The following is an 18,299-nucleotide window of genomic DNA, read 5'->3' as shown; positions in this document are numbered from 1 at the left end:
AGGCTAGCTAAACTGGGCCACCTGTTGCTGCAGCTCTTGCGACAGAGTTTGCAGTTGGGTGGCGCTACTGGCTGTTTGCGCCGCAGTATTTCGGCTATCACTGGTAAGGTTACTAATTTGTGAGGCATTAGCAGCAATTTCTTGCGATACCTGCGCTTGTTGCTCGGTAGTAGCAGCAATGGTTTCCGACTGGCTAGCAATACTAGTAACTTGCTCGGTAATGCCATTTAAGGCTTCACCAGTTTGCGCTGCATGCTCGGTAAAAAACTCACCGCGTTTCTGGCTCTCGCTCATCATGCTCACCGCATTGCTAGTGCTTGATTGCAACTTGGCGATAATGGTTTCCACTTCTTTAACAGATTCTTGAGTACGTTGGGCCAGCGTTCTTACTTCATCTGCAACCACTGCAAATCCGCGCCCTTGCTCTCCGGCTCGCGCCGCTTCAATAGCTGCATTAAGTGCTAATAAGTTGGTTTGGTCGGCAATATCGTTGATCATTTTAGTGACATCTTGAATGTTGTTACTTTCTTTACCTACTAACTCAATGGCCTCTGCCGAGGATTTTAATTGGTCATTAAGTAAATCAATCTCTCCCACCATTCGAGCGACCAGTTTTGCCCCTTGCTGGGTATTACCGTCAGCAGCGCGCACGCTGCTAGCAATGTCTTCAACCTGTTCAGCTACCGACGCCGCAGAGGATGACATTTCTTCAATAGCCGCTGCTACTTGGTCAACCTGCGCTTGCTGATTATCCAACTGGCCTAGGCTATGCTCCGCATCTTGGTAAACACCACTGGAGCGCTCTTGCAGAGCACTACTGGTATTTCGAATACTTCCAACCAAGTCGTTTAGTTTACTAGCCATCTCTTTCGCGCCAGCACTTAACTGCTCAACTTCGTTGCTTGATTCTGCTCGGCCATCTTGAAAACTAACGCTAATTTCACCGTTACCCATGCGCTGCATGTTTTCGCTTAATACCTCTAAGGGTTTAGTCATTTGTTTTAGTAACAAGGCTAAACCCAGTAACACCACTACCGCTACCGAAACCGATACTAAAGCAATTAACACCAGTAAATCGCGGCTAGCTTTAGTGATTTCACTAACAAAGGTGCCACCCAGTATTTTCCAATTCCAACCTGGTACTTCGGCAAATACCAAGTATTTCTCACCCACTACACCATTGTATTCATAAGGGTAAAACAAACGACCAGAAGGCTGCTTAAAGATTTCTTTAAATGGCTGATTACCGTCGTAGTCACGGCGATCAATAATCGATTCACCTGGTTTAATTTCTGGGTGTAATAAGTAGTTACCAAGTAAATGGCTAGCATCGTTGTCTACCACAATGGTGTAACCAGTATCGCCCCATTTAATTTGTGAAAGATTATCGAAGATTTCTTCTGTGGCTTGGTCGATAGGTACCCCAATAAAACTTAAGGCGGCTACTTTGCCCTGTTGGTTTTTTATCGGCTTATAGTAGGTGAGATAGTCTTTTCCAAATAAAGTAACTTTTGCATGAAAGGCTTGGCCACTTACCAAAGTGCTATAGCCAGGGTGATTTAAACCCAACTTAGTGCCAACAGCACGCTGAGCTTGGCTATTTTTTAATGAGGTGCTCACCCGCACAAAATCGTCGCCAGAGGCACTAAACAAAGTAGCAACCGCGCCGGTATCGGCGGTAAAACGGTCCACATAGCGACTGTTATCAATCAGTGAGGCACCACGAATATGAACATCTTTAACGCTAAACTGCTCAAATTGAACAGTGCGTTCAGCCACTTCTACGCCACTCAAATAGCCATTTCGAAACGTAGCTTCTAAATCCTGAGCTCGCTCTAAATAAGACGCAAATTGCCCTTCAACCATAGAAGCAACCGCTTTTACTTTTGATTCATGATCAGCCATCGCTTGTTCAAACAGCGCTTTGGAGGCTTTGTTATATACCAGCGCCGCCATTAAACCCAAACCTAACAAAATGATCAGGCCAATAACTAACTGCAACTGCAATGAGATACTGCGACTTTTAAACCCACTAATCATGCCAAACTCCCTTTCTTAAAATTGACTAAAAAGTCAACAATTCACTTACTAAAGCTAATTTAAGCAAAACAACTGGTCAAGTAAATATCACAAAGGCATCACAAGAGCTTTCCTTGTTTTATATCAACAAGCGCTCTACACGGGCATTTTTTGTTAATAAGTGCAATATTTTATCGGCGAGAATGCTCACAAAAACGTTTATATGACAATTGCGTCACATAACGTTTTATTAACATATTTAAGGGAGTAAGAACCAAAGCAGCTGGATGCTACTTTGGCTAAGTAAGATAAAAGAATTAGTTAGCGGCTGCCTTGCTAATGCCCGCTAACGCACCAGCGATTTTACCAAACACCGGATCGCAACCAGCTACCTGGTGACGCTTAGCGAGATACTGAGGATCGTTATAAGAAATCCATACTTTCCCAGCTTCATCTTGCCAAATAAGTGCTTTTTGCGGCAAATCTAAGGCAATCAGCTGTTGGCACTTCATTAGAGGTGAACCGACTTTAGGGTTACCAAATATAATCAATTGAGTATCTCTAAGCTCAATACCCACTTTCTCTGCGCCATCAGAATGCTTAACTTGGTTAAACACTGTCATGCCTTTTTGCTCGAGTATGCTCAACATACGCTCTGCGGTTTGGTTTACATCATGCTGGCTGGCCACACTGATTACGCCATCACTAGCAGCATTTGCAGCAAATACACTGCAGTACATGATCAACAGCACGCTCATCTTACTGATAACGCTTTGCCCGACTTCCTTCATCTGCCCACATCCTAATTGATTAATAAATACTGGAAAAACAAGCTAGTGGCTGTTTTACCGTCCACCATCAAGTCTAGTGCATTATTTGTTTTGCAGATCCACAAGCGACTTTTTGCGCTGCTTTAAATGTTTACTGCGGCAAAAATGAATTTCTCTAATTCCCCAATTTCTTAGTTAAAGCCACTATTCTGAGGCCATCAATAGCTGGCCTCAAAAATAGATGCCAGCGAGAAATAGTTTAAGCCAGGAGAGTCTAGTATGTTCAATCTTAAAACCTTTAGAAGCACCACCTGTGTGGCAGCCCTTAGCTTGACACTGCTAAGCCCATCGCTTCTGGCCATTCAATCTAGCACCCAAATCCGCAATACTCCGACGCCGATTGGCGTATCGAGCACAATGGCAACAATAATTGAAAATCGTCAAGTTTCTAACAGTGAACTAAAAGCGCCAGATTCAACGAAAGCTTGGCTAGAGGTACAACAACAATTAAATAGTGAGTTTTCTAAACTTGCCCTAAAAGCCGCAGAAAGCCTACCTGTAAGCTATCAAAAAAAGACCATTGCTGGCGTAGATACTTTTGTAGTGACGCCAGATAAAATTGACCCTCGTTACGCTGGCCACTACTTCATGCACCTACATGGTGGAGCCTTTGTATTTGGCGGAGAAGAGGCAGCACTGCGCGAAGCAATTTGGATGGCAAACGGTCTTAATGTAAAGGTAATTTCGGTAGATTACCGCAAGCCTCCTTTACATCCTTTCCCCGCCGCCATCGATGATGCTGTTGCAGTTTGGAAAGAGATTACTCGCCAGCAACCTGCCAACAAAACGGTGTTATTTGGCACTTCTGCAGGCGGTAATTTAACCTTGGCGACAACCTTACGGCTAAAAGAGCTGGGCTTAGAACTACCTGGAGCGCTGTTTGCTGGTACTCCAGCCACCGATTTGGCTCACACTAGTGATAGCTGGCACACCTTAAAAGGACTTGATCCCTTAGGTAGCCGTGAAGGCTTAATTCAAGGCACTTTTGAGATTTATGTCCCTTCTAGCGATTTTAACAACCCTTTAGTGTCTCCTATTTATGGTGACTTAAGCGGCTTCCCACCAACCCTATTAATATCAGGTACTCGTGATTTACTGCTTAGTGACACAGTTCGTATGCACCGTGCTCTGCGCGCAGCAGAAGTAACCGCAGACTTACATATATACGACGGCCAATCACACGGTGATTACATGATGGGACTGTTTTATGACTTACCAGAATCTGATGATGCTCTGGCTGAGTTAGGAAGCTTTTTTGACACTCACCTTAACTAAATAACTGGCGAGCCTCATGGGGGGCTCGCGGGTCTTCTAATACACGGGGCATTGCTTAATATGACGCGCTTACTCATTGCTATTACCTTACTAAGCCTTTCAGTTTCAGCAATGGCGAGTGCTGCCTCAACAGAAGACCCAGTCTCAGCGCAACGCAGTATCGATTTATCCTCTCCTCAGCAAACCTTAGACAGTTTCCTTCGTAGTTCTAAGCAAGTTATTAGCGCATGGCGCTCCGAACAATTTAACTCTTTAGAAGGGCAAATTGCCTTTTACCAAGCCAGCAAAGCTCTCGACTTATCCACCACAGCCAACCGCAATCGAAATGTTGTAGTAATGGAGAAAATCGTATTACTAAGGGAAATACTTAATCGTATTGAATCCAGAGAGTCAGTTCAATTTACTCCCCTGCCCGCAGATGAAGCAGGCCTAAAGTCACGATGGCGCATTAGTGGCACCGACTTAATCATTGAAAAACAGCTAGAGGGTTTTAGAGCAGGCCAATATTTGTTTTCAGCCTTGTCAGTTAACCGCTTATCCCATCAATACTTTCTATTTGCCATTAGTGAGAAGCAAAACTTAGCGCACCAAGATCTCTATCAAGAATTTATCTTAAACCCTGGTCCGCTGCTATCACGAAGCTTAGTAATGTCTCTTCCCGCGTGGAGCCAAGAGTTGCTTGCGGGACTGCCTATTTGGCAATGGATAATGTTACTAAGCATGTCACTAGTAAGCTTTAAAGCGATTAGGTTCAGTTTTTTGTTAGGCCAGCTATGGAATGCGCGCTTTAACAATACCAAACGCCATTGGCAATTTGGTAAGCAACTGGCACTAATATTTAATATCTCGTGGATGATGTTGTTTAGCAAAATCATAGACGATGGTATCTGGCTCTATGGCATGGTCTACCAGATCAGTTCAAGCTTGATCCTTAGTGTACAGTTTGTGCTTGTTGCTTGGTTTGTCTTGTCTATTTTCATCTATATCGCAATCCTTATCACCACCAAAAAGTATCAAGATACACCCTTAGAATCATCCCCAGATTCCTCACTCATCTTGGTGCTAGCTAAAATTTTAGGCGGCATAACCATTGTGTTGCTTGGCTTGTACGTCTTGGAGTTTATGGGCGTATCTATATCTCCACTGGTTGCTGGTTTAGGTGTCGGTGGTTTGGCAATTGCCTTAGCCATTCGCCCACTACTTGAGAACTTAATTAACGGCTTAACTCTATACGCTGATGGCGGCATTAAAATTGGCGAGCTATGTCGCTACGGCGACAAGAACCTTTATGGTGTTATCGAGAATATTGGGCTGCGGGCAACTCGTATTAGAACATTAGAACGCTCAGTAATTACCATACCTAACTCTGAATTTGCCAATATGGAAATCGATAACCTAGAACGGCGAGACAGGCGCCGTATGGAGCACATACTCAAGCTAAGACCAGAAATAAGCGTAGAGCAACTGCAAGTACTGCTGGTGAATTTACGGCGCGACTTTTTGCGCCACCCCAAAGTAGAAGAGGAACCAACTCGCGTAAGATTTATGGGCTTAGGCAGCTATTCACTTAAAGTCTCGATCGTACTGTACATTCGCTGCCGAGATCACGACGAGTTTATGGCACTGCAAGAAGATTTATTATTTATGCTGTACAAAGCTGTTGATCAAGTTGGCGCAAAACTGGCGTTTTCAACCCAGCACCAATATGCCGGTCGGCTTAAAACTATTGAAGAAGAACAAGTTCTTAAAGCACAACAAACCGTGCAAAAATGGCATGAAGAGGAAAGCTTCCCCTTCCCTAACTTTAGTTACAGCTACCGTTATGAAATTAAAGACACCTCTATCTTTCCTGTCCTCACATCGGCAGTAAGAAAAGACAGCCAATTCAACTAAATATGTAGGCAAAGACGAGTATATGAATTGCTGAAATACATATACTCATTGCCCCATATAGGCAAAATAGAAGTCAAATATTTATCCTTAACTTCTATTTGGAACAACACCATGACAGCTTTCTTGAAACGCGAACACATACTAATTTTTGGGATGCTACTTGTTGCTTTTCTTAAGCTAGGTGGCGACAGCTTTCTGGCTCCCACTAGCGGCATTGTTGCTTACTCGTTCACTACACTTATTCTGTTCGGTATTGTATTGGCAGCTATCTTTGCGGTAGTTCGTCACTCCGATGCGCTAGCCATAAAACTGGGTGACCCCTACGGCACCTTATTGCTGACTCTCTCGGTGATTATTCTTGAAGTTGTGATGATTTCATCGGTGATGTTAACCGGAGACGCCAACCCTGTACTAGCCCGAGACACGATGTTTGCGGTGATTATGGCGGTACTTAATGGCTTACTCGGTATTGGCTTAGTGCTAGGCGGGCTGCGTTACCATACTCAAACCTTTAGCCGTGAAGGCATTACCTCCTATATGGTGGCCATTATTCCACTGTCGGTATTGTGTTTAATTTTACCTAACTTTATTCCCAGTAACAGCGCAGGCGCAATGCCACTCATTTTCACCATCGCACTAATTGTGGTGTCGGTCGCCTTGTATGCTGTTTTCCTTTACACCCAAACTAAAAGTCATAGCTACTTCTTTGTAGATGCTAAAAATGAAGACGAACACGAAGCGCACGGCCCATTAAAGAGCAATCTCTATCACTTCTTACTACTCGTGGGTTATCTAGCGGTGATTATCTTACTGGCTAAAAACTTAGCCATGCCTATCGACCACGGCATTAGCAACCTTGGTGCGCCAGCAGCACTAGGTGGTTTAATTGTTGCTTTGTTAGTGCTAGCGCCAGAAGGCCTTGGTGGGGTTAAAGCCATCATGAAAAACCAATTACAGCGCGCCATGAACCTATTCTTTGGTTCGGTACTAGCCAGTATTGCCCTCACGGTGCCTACAGTATTAGTGATTTCAAGCTTGATGGCTGAGCCAATTACTCTAGGTTTAGGGGCAATTGATACTACCTTGCTTATTGCTACCTTGTTAGCCACTTCTGTGAGCGTGGTGAGCGCCAAAACCAATGTACTTAATGGCGTTTCTCACTTAATACTGTTCAGCATGTATTTAGTACTGATTTTTGTATAAGGAGAGGTGCTAAATGCTTGAATTATTGTCGATGATTTATAACAGCGACTTTGAATCATTACGCGATATGAGCTCAACAAACTGGATATTGTTTTTGCTGTTCATGATCTTGTTTATTGAATCTAGCTTTATATTTCTGCCATTACCCGGCGATAGCTTAGTGCTATTTGCTGGAACCCTTATCGGCTTAGGCATACTGGATTTTACCAGTACCTTTGCATTACTAAGTTTAGGAGCAGGTTTAGGAACCTGCATAGCTTACTTACAAGGTCGTTACTTGCAAAAAACCAAGCTAATGAGCCATGCTAAGCGAGCAGTTCCTAGCGATACCATGCAGCGGGCAAATACCTTGTTAAGGCGTTTTGGTTTTATCGCCCTGCTGGTTTCTCGCTTTATTCCTTTTGTACGCGTGGTCACTCCCATGTTGATGGGAGCAGCAAGGTTTAAATCGTCAAAAACTGTGTTGATGAGCTTTACCAGTGCCTTAATGTGGGTTTGCCTGCTGCTCCTAGTGGGCAAATGGATCACCATTAACCCACTCGTAGATGCTTACCAACATCTACTCACTCGGATCTTTATCCTCAGTAGCCTAGTGCTTATGTTAGTAGCCATAGCGGGTACACTGTATCGCCTAAGCAGCCGAGGTAAGCGGATTAAGTCTTTGTAAAAGCTATTGATAGCAAGGGATTGCTTTCCTCTTCTTCCTATTCCACTAGCATTGCTAAGCTGTCTATTCGTGTTTATTATCACCCTATTGCGCTAACATTTTTGTAACCAGCAGGGTAAACATGGATAAACAACTGGCCGATCTTGATTTAAACCTCATAAAGTTACTCAAGGTAGTTGTAGAAACCAAGAATACCCACCAAGCAGCCAAAGTTTTAGGCATTTCTCAGCCCAGTGTCAGCCGAGGTTTAGCCAAATTAAAAGAAACCTTCGGCGAGCAATTAGTAATAAGAAAAGCCCACGGTATAGAACCCTCTGAGTTAGCCGAAAAGTTAGCTGAAGCCGCCGATGACATGCTGCTACCGATCAGTAAAGTTATACAAACTTACCAAAACTTTAATCCTTTGGAGTTTGATGAAGAGGTAAGCATAGCCCTTACCCCAACTTTGTTAGAAGTATTTGGCTCTGAGCTCTATCAGGCTTTAGAAAACGCTCTGCCTAAAGCAAAATTTCAGCTAGTTTTTATTAACTCAAATAGCTTAAATTACCTGCTCAATGGCAAGCTAGACTACATTGTCCAAATCGGCGAGCTTAGCTTACCGCAAGAGGTATACTCCCATGCTTTAAAACGCGTTAAATTAGCGATTGTTGCAAGAGAAGCTCACCCTGTACTCAGCCAAAGCTCGGAACTTGCCGATATTCACCACCTGCCTGTTGTACGTATGGCTCCAGAAAATCAAGGCTCAAAGCGCTCTGCTTTACATGAGTATTACGCAGCAAAAGGCTACTCAGCTCAGGTTATCTTAGATACTCATGAAATTGAGTTAATCACCGAAAAACTTAAGCGCTCAGACGCCATAACTTACTCTAGCAGCTTTATCACTTACAATAACCCTAAGCTAAAATGCTATCCACTTCCTAGTAATACTCCTCATAGCCAACGCGAGATATCAATTGTGGGGAACTACTTGCAAACCCGACGCGGCTCACCACTTAGCCAACTAATCCATCAGATACTTAGCAGCTGTTTTAATAGTTTTGAGCAACCCGAGAGCTAAATTTTTTTTCAGCACACACCACAGCCAAGGCTTTAACTGTTCACTTGCTAGATCTTGTTTTCTGACAAAAGACACCTGGTATACAAAGCTATAACTCGCCCAGCTAACTAAGGTAAATGAATCACTGTTATTCATCGCCTCCGCGCTTATCCCTCAATACACTGCTTATCAACTAAACGGGAATACTCTTTCACCTGTATCCCAATTTACCAACGCAATATAGCGGCAGTTGCTTAAGCCTTATCACTTAACGCTGCTCTCGGATACGACAACATAATCAGGTTCTAGAAAGATGAAGATAACAAAGGCTGTTAAACCAATAAGTGCCAGCTTAATCAGTTTGGCTATTGCCGGGGCAGTGTCTGCTGCACCTAATCAATACGGCATGTCTCTGCAACAAGAGCTTGTGACTACCGAAAATGGCGCTATTACTGCTCGCCCACAAGCCGCAGTGAATACCGCTTGGAATGTGGCCGAAAAACAAGTAAATCAAATTAGCGAGGGGGTGTATCGCATCGCCGGCTGGGGTATTGGCAACATCATTGCTTTAGAAGGTCCTAAAGGATGGATCATTATAGATACCGGAGACAACATTCAATTAGCAAGCGAGCAACGAGCAGCACTAGAGAGAAAAGTAGGCCAGTCAATTAAGGTAGCTGGCATTCTCTACACCCACTCTCATTATGTACATGGTGCTAAGGCTTGGCGGGATGAAAACACCCAAATTTTTGGCCATGAGGAACTCACCGCTAACTTACGAGCAGATGAGGGCATAAGCATATTAAGCGGTAACTTTAAAACCAGAGCCGCTATTCAGTTTGGCATGCTTCACCCTCAACAGGGTAAAGATGCGTTTCCCAGCATGTTAGGTTTTAGTCCAGAGAAACTGAGTGGTGAATCCGGGTTTATTCCACCTGACAAAACCTTTAAAGACGGCGTAATTGAAACTTACTCCATTGCAGGCCTTGAGGTAGAAGTACTGCCTAGCCAAACCGACGTGCTCGATTCTGTGGCATTCTATTTCCCACAGCATAAGTTGCTGGTTTCTAATGCGATGAATGATGACAGCCTATTTAATCTTTATACTCTGCGAGGCGATATCTACCGAGATCCTATGCGTTTAGTCAACGCGGCTGATTTAGCCTTGAGTCGCGATATAGAGCTACATATAGACATTCATGGAGCAGCTAACATTGGTAAAGACAAGGCCCGCCAAGCACTCGAGTATTTTAGAGACAGCATGCAACTCATCCATGACCAAACCTACCGCGGAATTGCCATGGGTAAAGATGCCCAAGAAATTGCAGAATGGATCTACATGCCCAAGCGCTTACGTGCTAATCAAGAAACCTATGGCCAGGTTGAAAGCTACGCCAAGCAAGTATACAACGCTCGAATTGGCTGGATGGGTTGGGATGTCTACGATATCAATCCACTTCCCAAACAGCTACAAGCGCAGAAAACCGTTGAAGCAATGGGCGGTGTAGATGCAGTTATTGCCATGGCACAACAAGCCCAGGCCAAAGGCGATATAAACAGTACACAGTGGAGCTTATTTTTAACCACGCAGTTGCAAAACATGGGAGCATTAACAGAGCTGGCCAAACAAACCCGAGCCGATAGCGCCCGAACACTTGGCCAACATACTAGCTCAGCTAACGCTCGTGGCTTCTACATTTCCGAAGCCTTATTACAGGAAGGAAGTCTTAGATTTGGTAAACACACCATCACAGACTATCAACAACTCAGTGATAGCTTCGCAGCATTAGATGCGCAAAAGCTCGCCAGCTCTCCATTAGATGATAACGTTCACTACCTACGTTATATGCTTGATACCCGCTTAGCCGAAGATAAGGCGCTACAGTTTAATCTTCATTTTGTAGATGAAGATGCACATTATGCGATTGCGCTAAGAAATGGAGTGATTGCGATTACCCAACAAGCGAATAAAGGCAAGACCTTTGAGCTAACAAAACAAAAGTGGGATCAAATGCTACTGGGTGAATTGACTTTCTCGCAGCTAGATAAAGAGCTAAAACTCGTTGACCAGGTTATCGGTCGCTAAGCCTTACTCGCCAGTTTATACTGCCTCCTTGCTCAGCCCACGCGAGCAAGGAGCTTAGCCCTCCCAGTAAGCGGAAACGCTGCTTCTTTGCTACAGCTCGATTCAATCACTTAAGTTTAATGCCTTGCACTAAGCGGCTCTATCCCATCTAGCCTCGCCCTATGAAATACACATATGAATTTTTGATATACCTGTGAGATTTATGGCTTAGTTACTAAAATTCTCTTCTTTTTATTAAGAGGAGAAACCATGATAAAGCCTGTTGCGGCGGCCCTTGCCTTAACATTTAGCACCACTAGTTTTGCCGAAAGCAGTTCAAGCAATCTATTTCCTGAAGTTACCTTGTTTAACGCTGCAAATGGCGAAGACCAAGAGCGTCTATGGTCACAAACTAAGTTAATGTTTGGGCTTGGAGCAGGCGTAATTGGTGCTTTATACCTAATGCCAGAGTCCGTGACCAACTGGGATAAATCAGAAATAGGCCGCGGCAACATGGCGCAGAAATGGTGGGACAATGTAAGACAAGGCCCAGTATGGGACGACGACCATTGGGCAATAAATTACATTGGCCACCCCTACTTTGGCGGGGTGTATTATCAAGTTGCCCGAAAAAGCGGTTACGACCAGTTCAACTCCTTTCTCTACACCACCCTCATGAGCACCTTATACTGGGAATATGGTATTGAGGCCTTTGCCGAAGTACCGTCTATTCAAGATCTAATTGTTACTCCCATCGGTGGCTGGTTATATGGTGAATGGGCCTATCAAACCGAGCAGCGCATTCGCGCCGGTGGCGGTGAGGTAATGGGTTCTACTAGGTTGGGGAACGCCTCCTTGTTTTTACTGGACCCAGTAGAAAGTATTGGTAAGGGGATTAACCGAGTTACAGGGAATGACACCATAAAAACAGGCATTACTTTTAACACCAGCAATCCAGTGCAAACGCCAAGTGAGGTTCGCGCTAAAGAATCCTACTACGGCTTCACCCTACATTTTCATTACTAATTAACACTAGCCATCTAACAGTCACGGACGACTTAAGTTCACTTTTCTCCACCTTCCCTTTGGTAATAAAGCCTAAATAAACTCGGCCTCATTGCTTGCCAATACCATTGCTTTCTCATTCATTTAAACCAGCTAGCGTCACTTTCAATTAGGCTTACTAGAGCTAAGTAAAACCGCAACAAAAAACGACACCCAAAGGGTGCCGTTAACGAAAACATCTCAGCTTAGTTAGCGCTAGCTTTCTTGAATTAGCTCAATGCTCAACTCATTACCTAGGCTAGGGTCAGGATTGACTAAAGAATGCGTCAGTCTTGGTAACACAATAAAAAGTAACAACATAAAGGCAATAAAATAGCTTTGTTTCATCTTTTATCCTCCAATCTTTAGCCAACTCGGCCATTTCTAGTTGGCTCTATAAGCTGATAGTCAGACGCTTGTAAGCCTAATACTTTTGGCAAGGTGGCACCAATGCCTACCGAGGAAAAGGTGCCTATAACAATTCCGCTAAATAAGGCGGTAGCAAAAGCTTGTAGCGGAGCGCCAGCCAATAACCAAATACAAGCAACGGTTAACAAAGTAGTACCAGATGTCACCAAAGTGCGGGTCATTGTCGACACCAAAGCACGGTCAATTTGGGTATCGAGTTCTATTTTGCTGCTGGCCCGTAAGTACTCTCTTATCCTGTCGCCAATCACTATCGAGTCATTCAGGGAGTAGCCTATCACCGCCAGAACAGCTGCCATTACCGTTAGGTCGAATTCAATCTGTAACCAGGCAAACAAACCTAATACCAGCAATACATCGTGAAAAAGCGCAATCACCGACGCTAAGGCTAATCGCCACTCAAAGCGGAACGACAAATAGATCATCATCGCCAGCAATGAAGCAAAAATTGCCAATCCGCCCATTTCAAACAACTCGCTACCTACCTGCGGACCAATAATCGAGCTACCCAGCAACTCAACTTGCCAAGCATCTGGTAACTGGCTGTGCCAATTGGCAGTAACCGCCTCGCTAATATCCAACCCTTGGCGAATGATCCAATGGTTGGAACCAGAGCGGCTCATTGAATACCCATCGACCAGCAGCAGGTCCAATTGCTTAGCCATTTGCTCTTGCTCCGGCGGGTAATGAGTAGCTAATTCGGTCACTACTCCGCCAGTAAAGTCGACGCCAAAGCTAATCCCTTTTGTGACCAACCCCACGACAGAAGCCAGTACCAAAACCACCGACAGGTTCAAAGCCCCTTGGCGCAAAGCCGTAAGCGAAAAACGGTTTATCCAAGCTTTCATGATGCAAGCTCCTGTAGTTGTCTTAGCGCAGCTTTTCGACGCCAAGCAAGTTGTAAATTGACCAAAGAGCGCGACACATACACGCCGGTAAACATGCTGGTTAACAAGCCAAGGCCGAAGGTAATGGCAAAGCCTTTAATCGGGCCAAAACCTACCGAAAACAAAATTGCTGCAATAATCAGTGAGGTAAAGTTGGCGTCAAAAATAGTGCTAAAAGCATTTTTGTAGCCATGATGTACCGCCATTTCTTCACTTAAACCACGGCGCCTTTCTTCTTTTATTCGCTCAAAAATGAGTACGTTGGTGTCGGTTGCCATACCAATAGTAAGCACAAGGCCCGCAATGCCCGGCAAAGTGAGTACAGCCCCCGGCACCAAAGAAAGTAAACCAATCAAACAAACTAAATTAAGCACCAAGGCGATGTTTGCAATTAAGCCAAGGCCTCGATACCACACCAACATAAAGGCCAGCATTAAGCCCATACCAAGGGCAAGAGCCGCAAAGCCATTGCTAATATTTTGCTCACCTAAACTGGGGCCCAATAGCCGTTCTTCGACAATTGAAATAGGTGCCGACAAACTGCCAGCTTTAAGCAATAAGGCTAAGTCTTGGGTAGCTTGCACACTGTCCATACCGGTAATGGTAAACCTAGATCCTAAATGCGCTTGAATGGTAGCAACACTAATTACCTTGCTATGTCGCTCCAATACGCCAGCTTCATTTTCTAGATACTCGGTATAGAGCGTGGCCATTGGCTGACCGATATTTTGTCGGCTAAAGTCAGACATTCGGTTGCCACCAGCACTGTCCAAATTAATCAACACTTCAGGCATGCCAAACTCACCAAACTGAGCACTAGCATTAGTAATTTTTTGACCAGTTAAAATGGGCCTAGTATCGATGCCAACAGGCTCACCAGAAACGTTTTGATGGACATCGCCGTTAGCACTAAGTGCGTGAAAGCTAATGGTAGCTGTGGCACCGATAACGCGTTTTGCTTGCGCGGGGTCTTGTACGCCAGGCAACTCAATTCTTATAAAGTTATGGCCCTGGCGCTGCACTACTGCCTCGGTAATGCCGAGGGCTGCTACGCGATCTCTCAAGGTTTGCAAATTTTGCATCATCAGCGCTTGATGAAAATCTTGATGACCAGCTAGGTTAATGGTGAACAAACCCGCTTGTTGCTGTCTCACTTCATGCTCTGGGAAGTTGCTTTGAAAGGCATTAAGTGCTGCCATTGTTTGCTCTGCCACTCTTGCAGGGAAGCTTAATTCAAGTTGTTGCTGCTCATTACTTAACACTCGTGCGCCACGCGCACCTTGTGTTCGTAGTAGCGTATTTAGTTCACCTCGTTGCTGTGCTAAAGACTCATTAATCGCTTGTTGAGTATCAACTTCTAGTAAGAATTGCACACCACCACGTAAATCCAAGCCAAGTTGCAACGGTGATAAACCTAAGCGCGCTAACCATGCTGGCCCACTAGACTGCATAGCAATAACTACTTCAGCATGCTCTCCGAGATGCTTGTTTAATACTGCTTGAGCGTGCTGCTGCTCGCTGGTATTCGCCAGAGTGAGCGTAGCTTGGCTATCACTTATTTCAGCAAAACTTATCTCTATACCTTCCTCGTTCAACCACTGGTAAAGCTGAGTCCCCACTAGCTCGCCAGACGCTGCTTGCTTATTAGTACTGACTTTAATCACTGGCCGTTCGGCATAAATATTAGGTAAGGCATTTAGCATCAAAAAGCCAAGGCTAATTAAGATGACCAAGTAGTGCCACAAGGAGTAGCGATTAAAGGCTCTTGTCTGTTTGCGCATTTAAATCTCAAAGATTAAGAAGTTGATATGCAGCTAAGTTATCGCGAACAAACTGGATTGAAGAGGTATTTCAGTGATTCATTAATGTTGCTTTTGGCGTCGAGACGTAGCCTAAAAGGTGAACAAAAACGAATCACTCAAATACATCGAGTTAAGCCAGAAATTCATCAACAATGCCTGCAACACGGTGGCTAACTCACCTAAACCTTAACGCAATCAACCCAAAGAGACTGATATGCAGATTGAAACTATTTTTACCGTAGCCGGCTTAACCATGCTGGCCTTACTCCCCATGGTTAACCCTCCCACCTCGGCCACCCTTTTGCTGGGTTTAAGTAAAGGACATGGTAAAAGCTATCTGTCGCGCCAAGCCAAGCTGGCCAGTTTGTTTTTGTTTATCGCCTTAACCGTTACCTTTTTTATCGGTTCTTCTATCTTGGAATTATTTAGTATTTCGATGCCTAGTTTACGTTTAGGCGGTGGACTGATAATTGGTGCAATTGGCTTTAAGATGCTATTCCCAGCACCGCCAGAAAAAATTGAGCTGCCCAAGCAAGACTCCATTGCATTTGTACCGCTCACCATTCCGTCTATGTGTGGCCCAGGTACCATGGCGCTAGTGATTAGTGGCGCGTCTGAAATTGCCAGCTTACCTGAGGATGTAAGCAAACCTAGCGTTTACTTAGGCAGCTTAATAGGCTTTGCTGGCGTGGCCTTGGTTGCATGGCTAGTACTTAGCATGGCTTATCCAACACTTAAATTACTAGGCAAAAACGGCATCGACGCCTTCACCCGTATTATGGGCTTCTTGTTGGTGTGTATGGGCGCTCAGTTCCTGGTTAACGGCCTCACCGAAGTTTATCAAACCATGGAGCTGGTGCTGTAAGCCCTACTCGCCGTCAAATAAAGAGATAGCCAATGAGCATAACAGTAATTAAAAAAACGGCCGGAGTGTATAAACAAGCGGGCCTTGAACTAGTCGCCAGCTTTAACCCAAGCATAGATGAGTTTTTGTGGATAGATATTTCGGGTGACGTATCTAAGGAGCTGCAACAACAATTGGTTCACCTTGGTTGTCATGAGCTGGCGCTTGCCAGCTACTTCCAACAAAAACAAACAGCCAGAGCCGAAGCATTTCCCGGCACTACCTTAATCCTATTTAAAGAAGCAGTTAGCCTAGCCGATGACTATGAACTACGTGCACAAAATATTGGTTTAATTTGTAAAAGCCGAATGATTGTTAGTCTGCATCCGCAACCTTCGCAAGCCATTGAAATGCTACAAGCTAACTTAAGTAAAGAGAACAATAAAACCACCGAGCACTTGGCGGTAGCACTAATGCAAAACGTGGCGAACAATTACTTACACAAGTTATTAGATTTTGACCAAGAAATCGAACGAGTAGAAGATGAATTACTCGCTGGCGATAAAGTTAACAGCTTAAAAAAGCTAGTTAATTATCGATACCATTTTCGCAAACTCAACCGCGTTCTAGAGTTTAATCAAAATGTTGTTGATCGCCTAAGCTCCGACGAACTGGCGTACTTTTCGACAAAATCAACCAAAGACCAACATGAATGGCTAAAACTATATGAACGCAGTAAGCGCATATATGGTTTGTCTAAAATGTATTACGAACTGTGTGGTGACTTATTAGACGGACATATTTCCATTAGCACTCACGACCTAAACAACACCATGAAAGTACTCACCATGATTACCGCCATCTTTGTTCCCTTAGGTTTTATCGCTGGGATCTACGGCATGAACTTTGAGAACATGCCTGAGCTCGCGTTCACCTATGGTTACTACTTCACCTTAAGTGGCATGGCGATTATTGCCGCATCGTTTTTTGCCATCTTTAAAGTGAAGAAATGGATCTAAGGCGGTACTTGGTCAACAAAGTGCAGCTTAAGTCATCTGGTTTAGGTTCCACACCATCACCTTTGCTAGCTTCTCAAATTCCTCAATTTGCTGTTCACTGAGGTTTTGACACATTTGGCTTTGCACTTTGCTTTGGGTCTCTTCAATTAAGCTTGCCAGCGCTTGTCCCTCGTTAGTGAGAGACAAGAGCTGGCTGCGTTTGTCTTCTGGGTTGGCGGTTTTTCTCAACCAATCTTTTTCAATCATTTCTTTTAGCAAACGGGCGATTTGCGCTTTATCACGAGAAAAGTGATTAACAATGTCGTTAGCCGTGCAATGGTGGCTTGCGGCAATAAAACTTAAACAACTCACATGCATGGCATTTAAGCCTAGTTGTTGGGCTTTTAAGCCAGAGCGCATAGCAATTCTATATGCTTGAACCAGAGCAAAAACCGAATCAGAAATTGATTGCTGTTTCATAAGACCTCAAATAATAGTTGACTAAGTCTACCTTTAAAAATATAGTTGATTTTATCAACCTATTAAACAATGTACAAGTCATTAGGAGTAACGATGAAGCCAAAAATGTATCCGGTTCAGGTATCACAGCTTATCCCACTCTCTCCTCACCTACTGCGGATTGTAGTAAAAGGCAGCAGCCTTAAACGCTTTCCTGAATCTAAGGAAGGGGCACACGTGAAGGTGATATTGCCAAACAGCGATGGTTCAAAACCTAAAATGCGCTCCTACACCATTCGTTGGTTTAACTCGGCGAGCCAAGAGCTTGCTTTGGATTTTGTAATAAATCGGCACAGCGGGCCAGCGACTAACTGGGCGAGCCAAGCAAAGCTAGGTGAGCACTTAAGCATTGCTGGCCCTGGGCAACTAAAGCTGACCCAGTTTAATCATCACAGTTATTTGCTACTAGGGGATATTACCTCGGTTAACGCCATTAATGGCTATGTGCCAAGGCTTAATCCACAAGCCGACCTTAGAGTAATAATCTCTGTTCCCACTCGCGCAGACATTATAGAGCTAGACTATCACGCTGCAGAGAACACCCACTGGTATGTTGAGGATGAAGCAACTATTAGCTTTGCAGAGCAAGTGCAAACAATCGCCGCAGGTATGGCTAGCGATAGTCACATATTTATGGGCTTAGAAGCCTCACAGATCCGCTCTTTACGGCCGATGTTGCAGCAAGACTTAGGTTTTGATCGCCTAAACACCTTTGCAGTAGGTTATTGGAAACAAGGCGTAGATGCTGATCGCTTTGGCGCACAAAAAAAAGCGGCTCCCTTATAGCCGCT

General features: G+C 44.3%; 16 protein-coding genes. 10 read left to right on the top strand and 6 right to left on the bottom strand.

The features are described from left to right. Nucleotides 1-3 precede the first annotated feature (3 nt). Nucleotides 4-2,040 carry a methyl-accepting chemotaxis protein gene (locus OAG1_RS06295; RefSeq protein ID WP_221074331.1) on the bottom strand — a complete coding sequence of 679 codons (2,037 nt, stop codon included), beginning with the start codon at nt 2,038-2,040 and terminating at the stop codon, nt 4-6. A 296-nt stretch (nt 2,041-2,336) separates the two neighbouring features. After that, nucleotides 2,337-2,810 (bottom strand): DUF302 domain-containing protein, encoded by a 474-nt coding sequence (locus OAG1_RS06290; RefSeq protein ID WP_338624968.1) that lies wholly within the window; start codon nt 2,808-2,810, stop codon nt 2,337-2,339. 258 nt (nt 2,811-3,068) lie between these two features. Between OAG1_RS06290 and OAG1_RS06285 the strand changes: the two genes are divergently transcribed. From OAG1_RS06285 to OAG1_RS06255, 7 genes are all read left to right on the top strand, one after another. Then, a complete protein-coding gene (locus tag OAG1_RS06285) occupies nt 3,069-4,124 on the top strand; it encodes an alpha/beta hydrolase (RefSeq protein WP_338624966.1) in 1,056 nt (351 codons plus the stop codon). 60 nt (nt 4,125-4,184) lie between these two features. Next, nucleotides 4,185-6,017, top strand: coding sequence for a mechanosensitive ion channel family protein (locus OAG1_RS06280; protein ID WP_338624964.1), 1,833 nt, complete (start codon nt 4,185-4,187; stop codon nt 6,015-6,017). A 111-nt stretch (nt 6,018-6,128) separates the two neighbouring features. Further along, on the top strand, nt 6,129-7,220 hold the full coding sequence (locus tag OAG1_RS06275) for a calcium:proton antiporter (RefSeq protein ID WP_338624962.1): 1,092 nt from the start codon (nt 6,129-6,131) through the stop codon (nt 7,218-7,220). Between the two features lie 13 nt (nt 7,221-7,233). After that, the gene (locus tag OAG1_RS06270; protein ID WP_338624960.1) at nt 7,234-7,887 is read left to right on the top strand and encodes a DedA family protein; all 654 of its coding nucleotides are present in this window, start codon (nt 7,234-7,236) and stop codon (nt 7,885-7,887) included. Between the two features lie 121 nt (nt 7,888-8,008). Beyond that, nucleotides 8,009-8,944 carry a LysR family transcriptional regulator gene (locus tag OAG1_RS06265; RefSeq protein WP_338624958.1) on the top strand — a complete coding sequence of 312 codons (936 nt, stop codon included), beginning with the start codon at nt 8,009-8,011 and terminating at the stop codon, nt 8,942-8,944. A 292-nt stretch (nt 8,945-9,236) separates the two neighbouring features. Beyond that, complete coding sequence (locus tag OAG1_RS06260; protein WP_338624956.1) at nt 9,237-11,009, top strand: alkyl sulfatase dimerization domain-containing protein; 1,773 nt, start codon at nt 9,237-9,239, stop codon at nt 11,007-11,009. Between the two features lie 249 nt (nt 11,010-11,258). Further along, nucleotides 11,259-12,014: a DUF3943 domain-containing protein gene (locus OAG1_RS06255; protein ID WP_338624954.1), complete on the top strand. Its 756-nt coding sequence runs from the start codon at nt 11,259-11,261 to the stop codon at nt 12,012-12,014. 234 nt (nt 12,015-12,248) lie between these two features. On the opposite strand, the gene OAG1_RS06250 is transcribed toward OAG1_RS06255, so the two are convergent. From OAG1_RS06250 to secD, 3 genes are read right to left on the bottom strand one after another with little or no spacing between them, the layout of a single operon-like run. Next, nucleotides 12,249-12,380: a hypothetical protein gene (locus OAG1_RS06250; RefSeq protein ID WP_016402905.1), complete on the bottom strand. Its 132-nt coding sequence runs from the start codon at nt 12,378-12,380 to the stop codon at nt 12,249-12,251. Nucleotides 12,381-12,397: 17 nt separating this feature from the next. Then, nucleotides 12,398-13,306, bottom strand: a complete 909-nt coding sequence (secF, locus tag OAG1_RS06245; RefSeq protein ID WP_338624951.1) for a protein translocase subunit SecF — start codon at nt 13,304-13,306, stop codon at nt 12,398-12,400. Continuing rightward, nucleotides 13,303-15,126, bottom strand: coding sequence for a protein translocase subunit SecD (gene secD, locus OAG1_RS06240; RefSeq protein ID WP_338624949.1), 1,824 nt, complete (start codon nt 15,124-15,126; stop codon nt 13,303-13,305). The genes secF and secD overlap by 4 nt, the downstream gene beginning before the upstream one ends. Before the next feature lie 235 nt (nt 15,127-15,361). On the opposite strand from secD, the gene OAG1_RS06235 reads away from it, so the two are divergent. Beyond that, a complete protein-coding gene (locus OAG1_RS06235; RefSeq protein WP_338624947.1) occupies nt 15,362-16,012 on the top strand; it encodes a MarC family NAAT transporter in 651 nt (216 codons plus the stop codon). A 32-nt stretch (nt 16,013-16,044) separates the two neighbouring features. Then, complete coding sequence (locus tag OAG1_RS06230; RefSeq protein ID WP_338624945.1) at nt 16,045-17,010, top strand: magnesium transporter CorA family protein; 966 nt, start codon at nt 16,045-16,047, stop codon at nt 17,008-17,010. Between the two features lie 27 nt (nt 17,011-17,037). Here OAG1_RS06230 and OAG1_RS06225 read toward each other — a convergent pair whose 3' ends face one another. Continuing rightward, a complete protein-coding gene (locus OAG1_RS06225; RefSeq protein WP_338624943.1) occupies nt 17,038-17,469 on the bottom strand; it encodes a MarR family transcriptional regulator in 432 nt (143 codons plus the stop codon). A 93-nt stretch (nt 17,470-17,562) separates the two neighbouring features. Here OAG1_RS06225 and OAG1_RS06220 point away from each other — a divergent pair, with 93 nt between their 5' ends. Then, nucleotides 17,563-18,294 (top strand): siderophore-interacting protein, encoded by a 732-nt coding sequence (locus OAG1_RS06220; RefSeq protein ID WP_338624941.1) that lies wholly within the window; start codon nt 17,563-17,565, stop codon nt 18,292-18,294. Nucleotides 18,295-18,299 lie beyond the last annotated feature (5 nt).

Source organism: Agarivorans sp. OAG1 (assembly GCF_037076485.1).
Lineage (GTDB): Bacteria > Pseudomonadota > Gammaproteobacteria > Enterobacterales > Celerinatantimonadaceae > Agarivorans > Agarivorans albus.
This window is presented reverse-complemented; position numbering and strand designations above follow the sequence as displayed.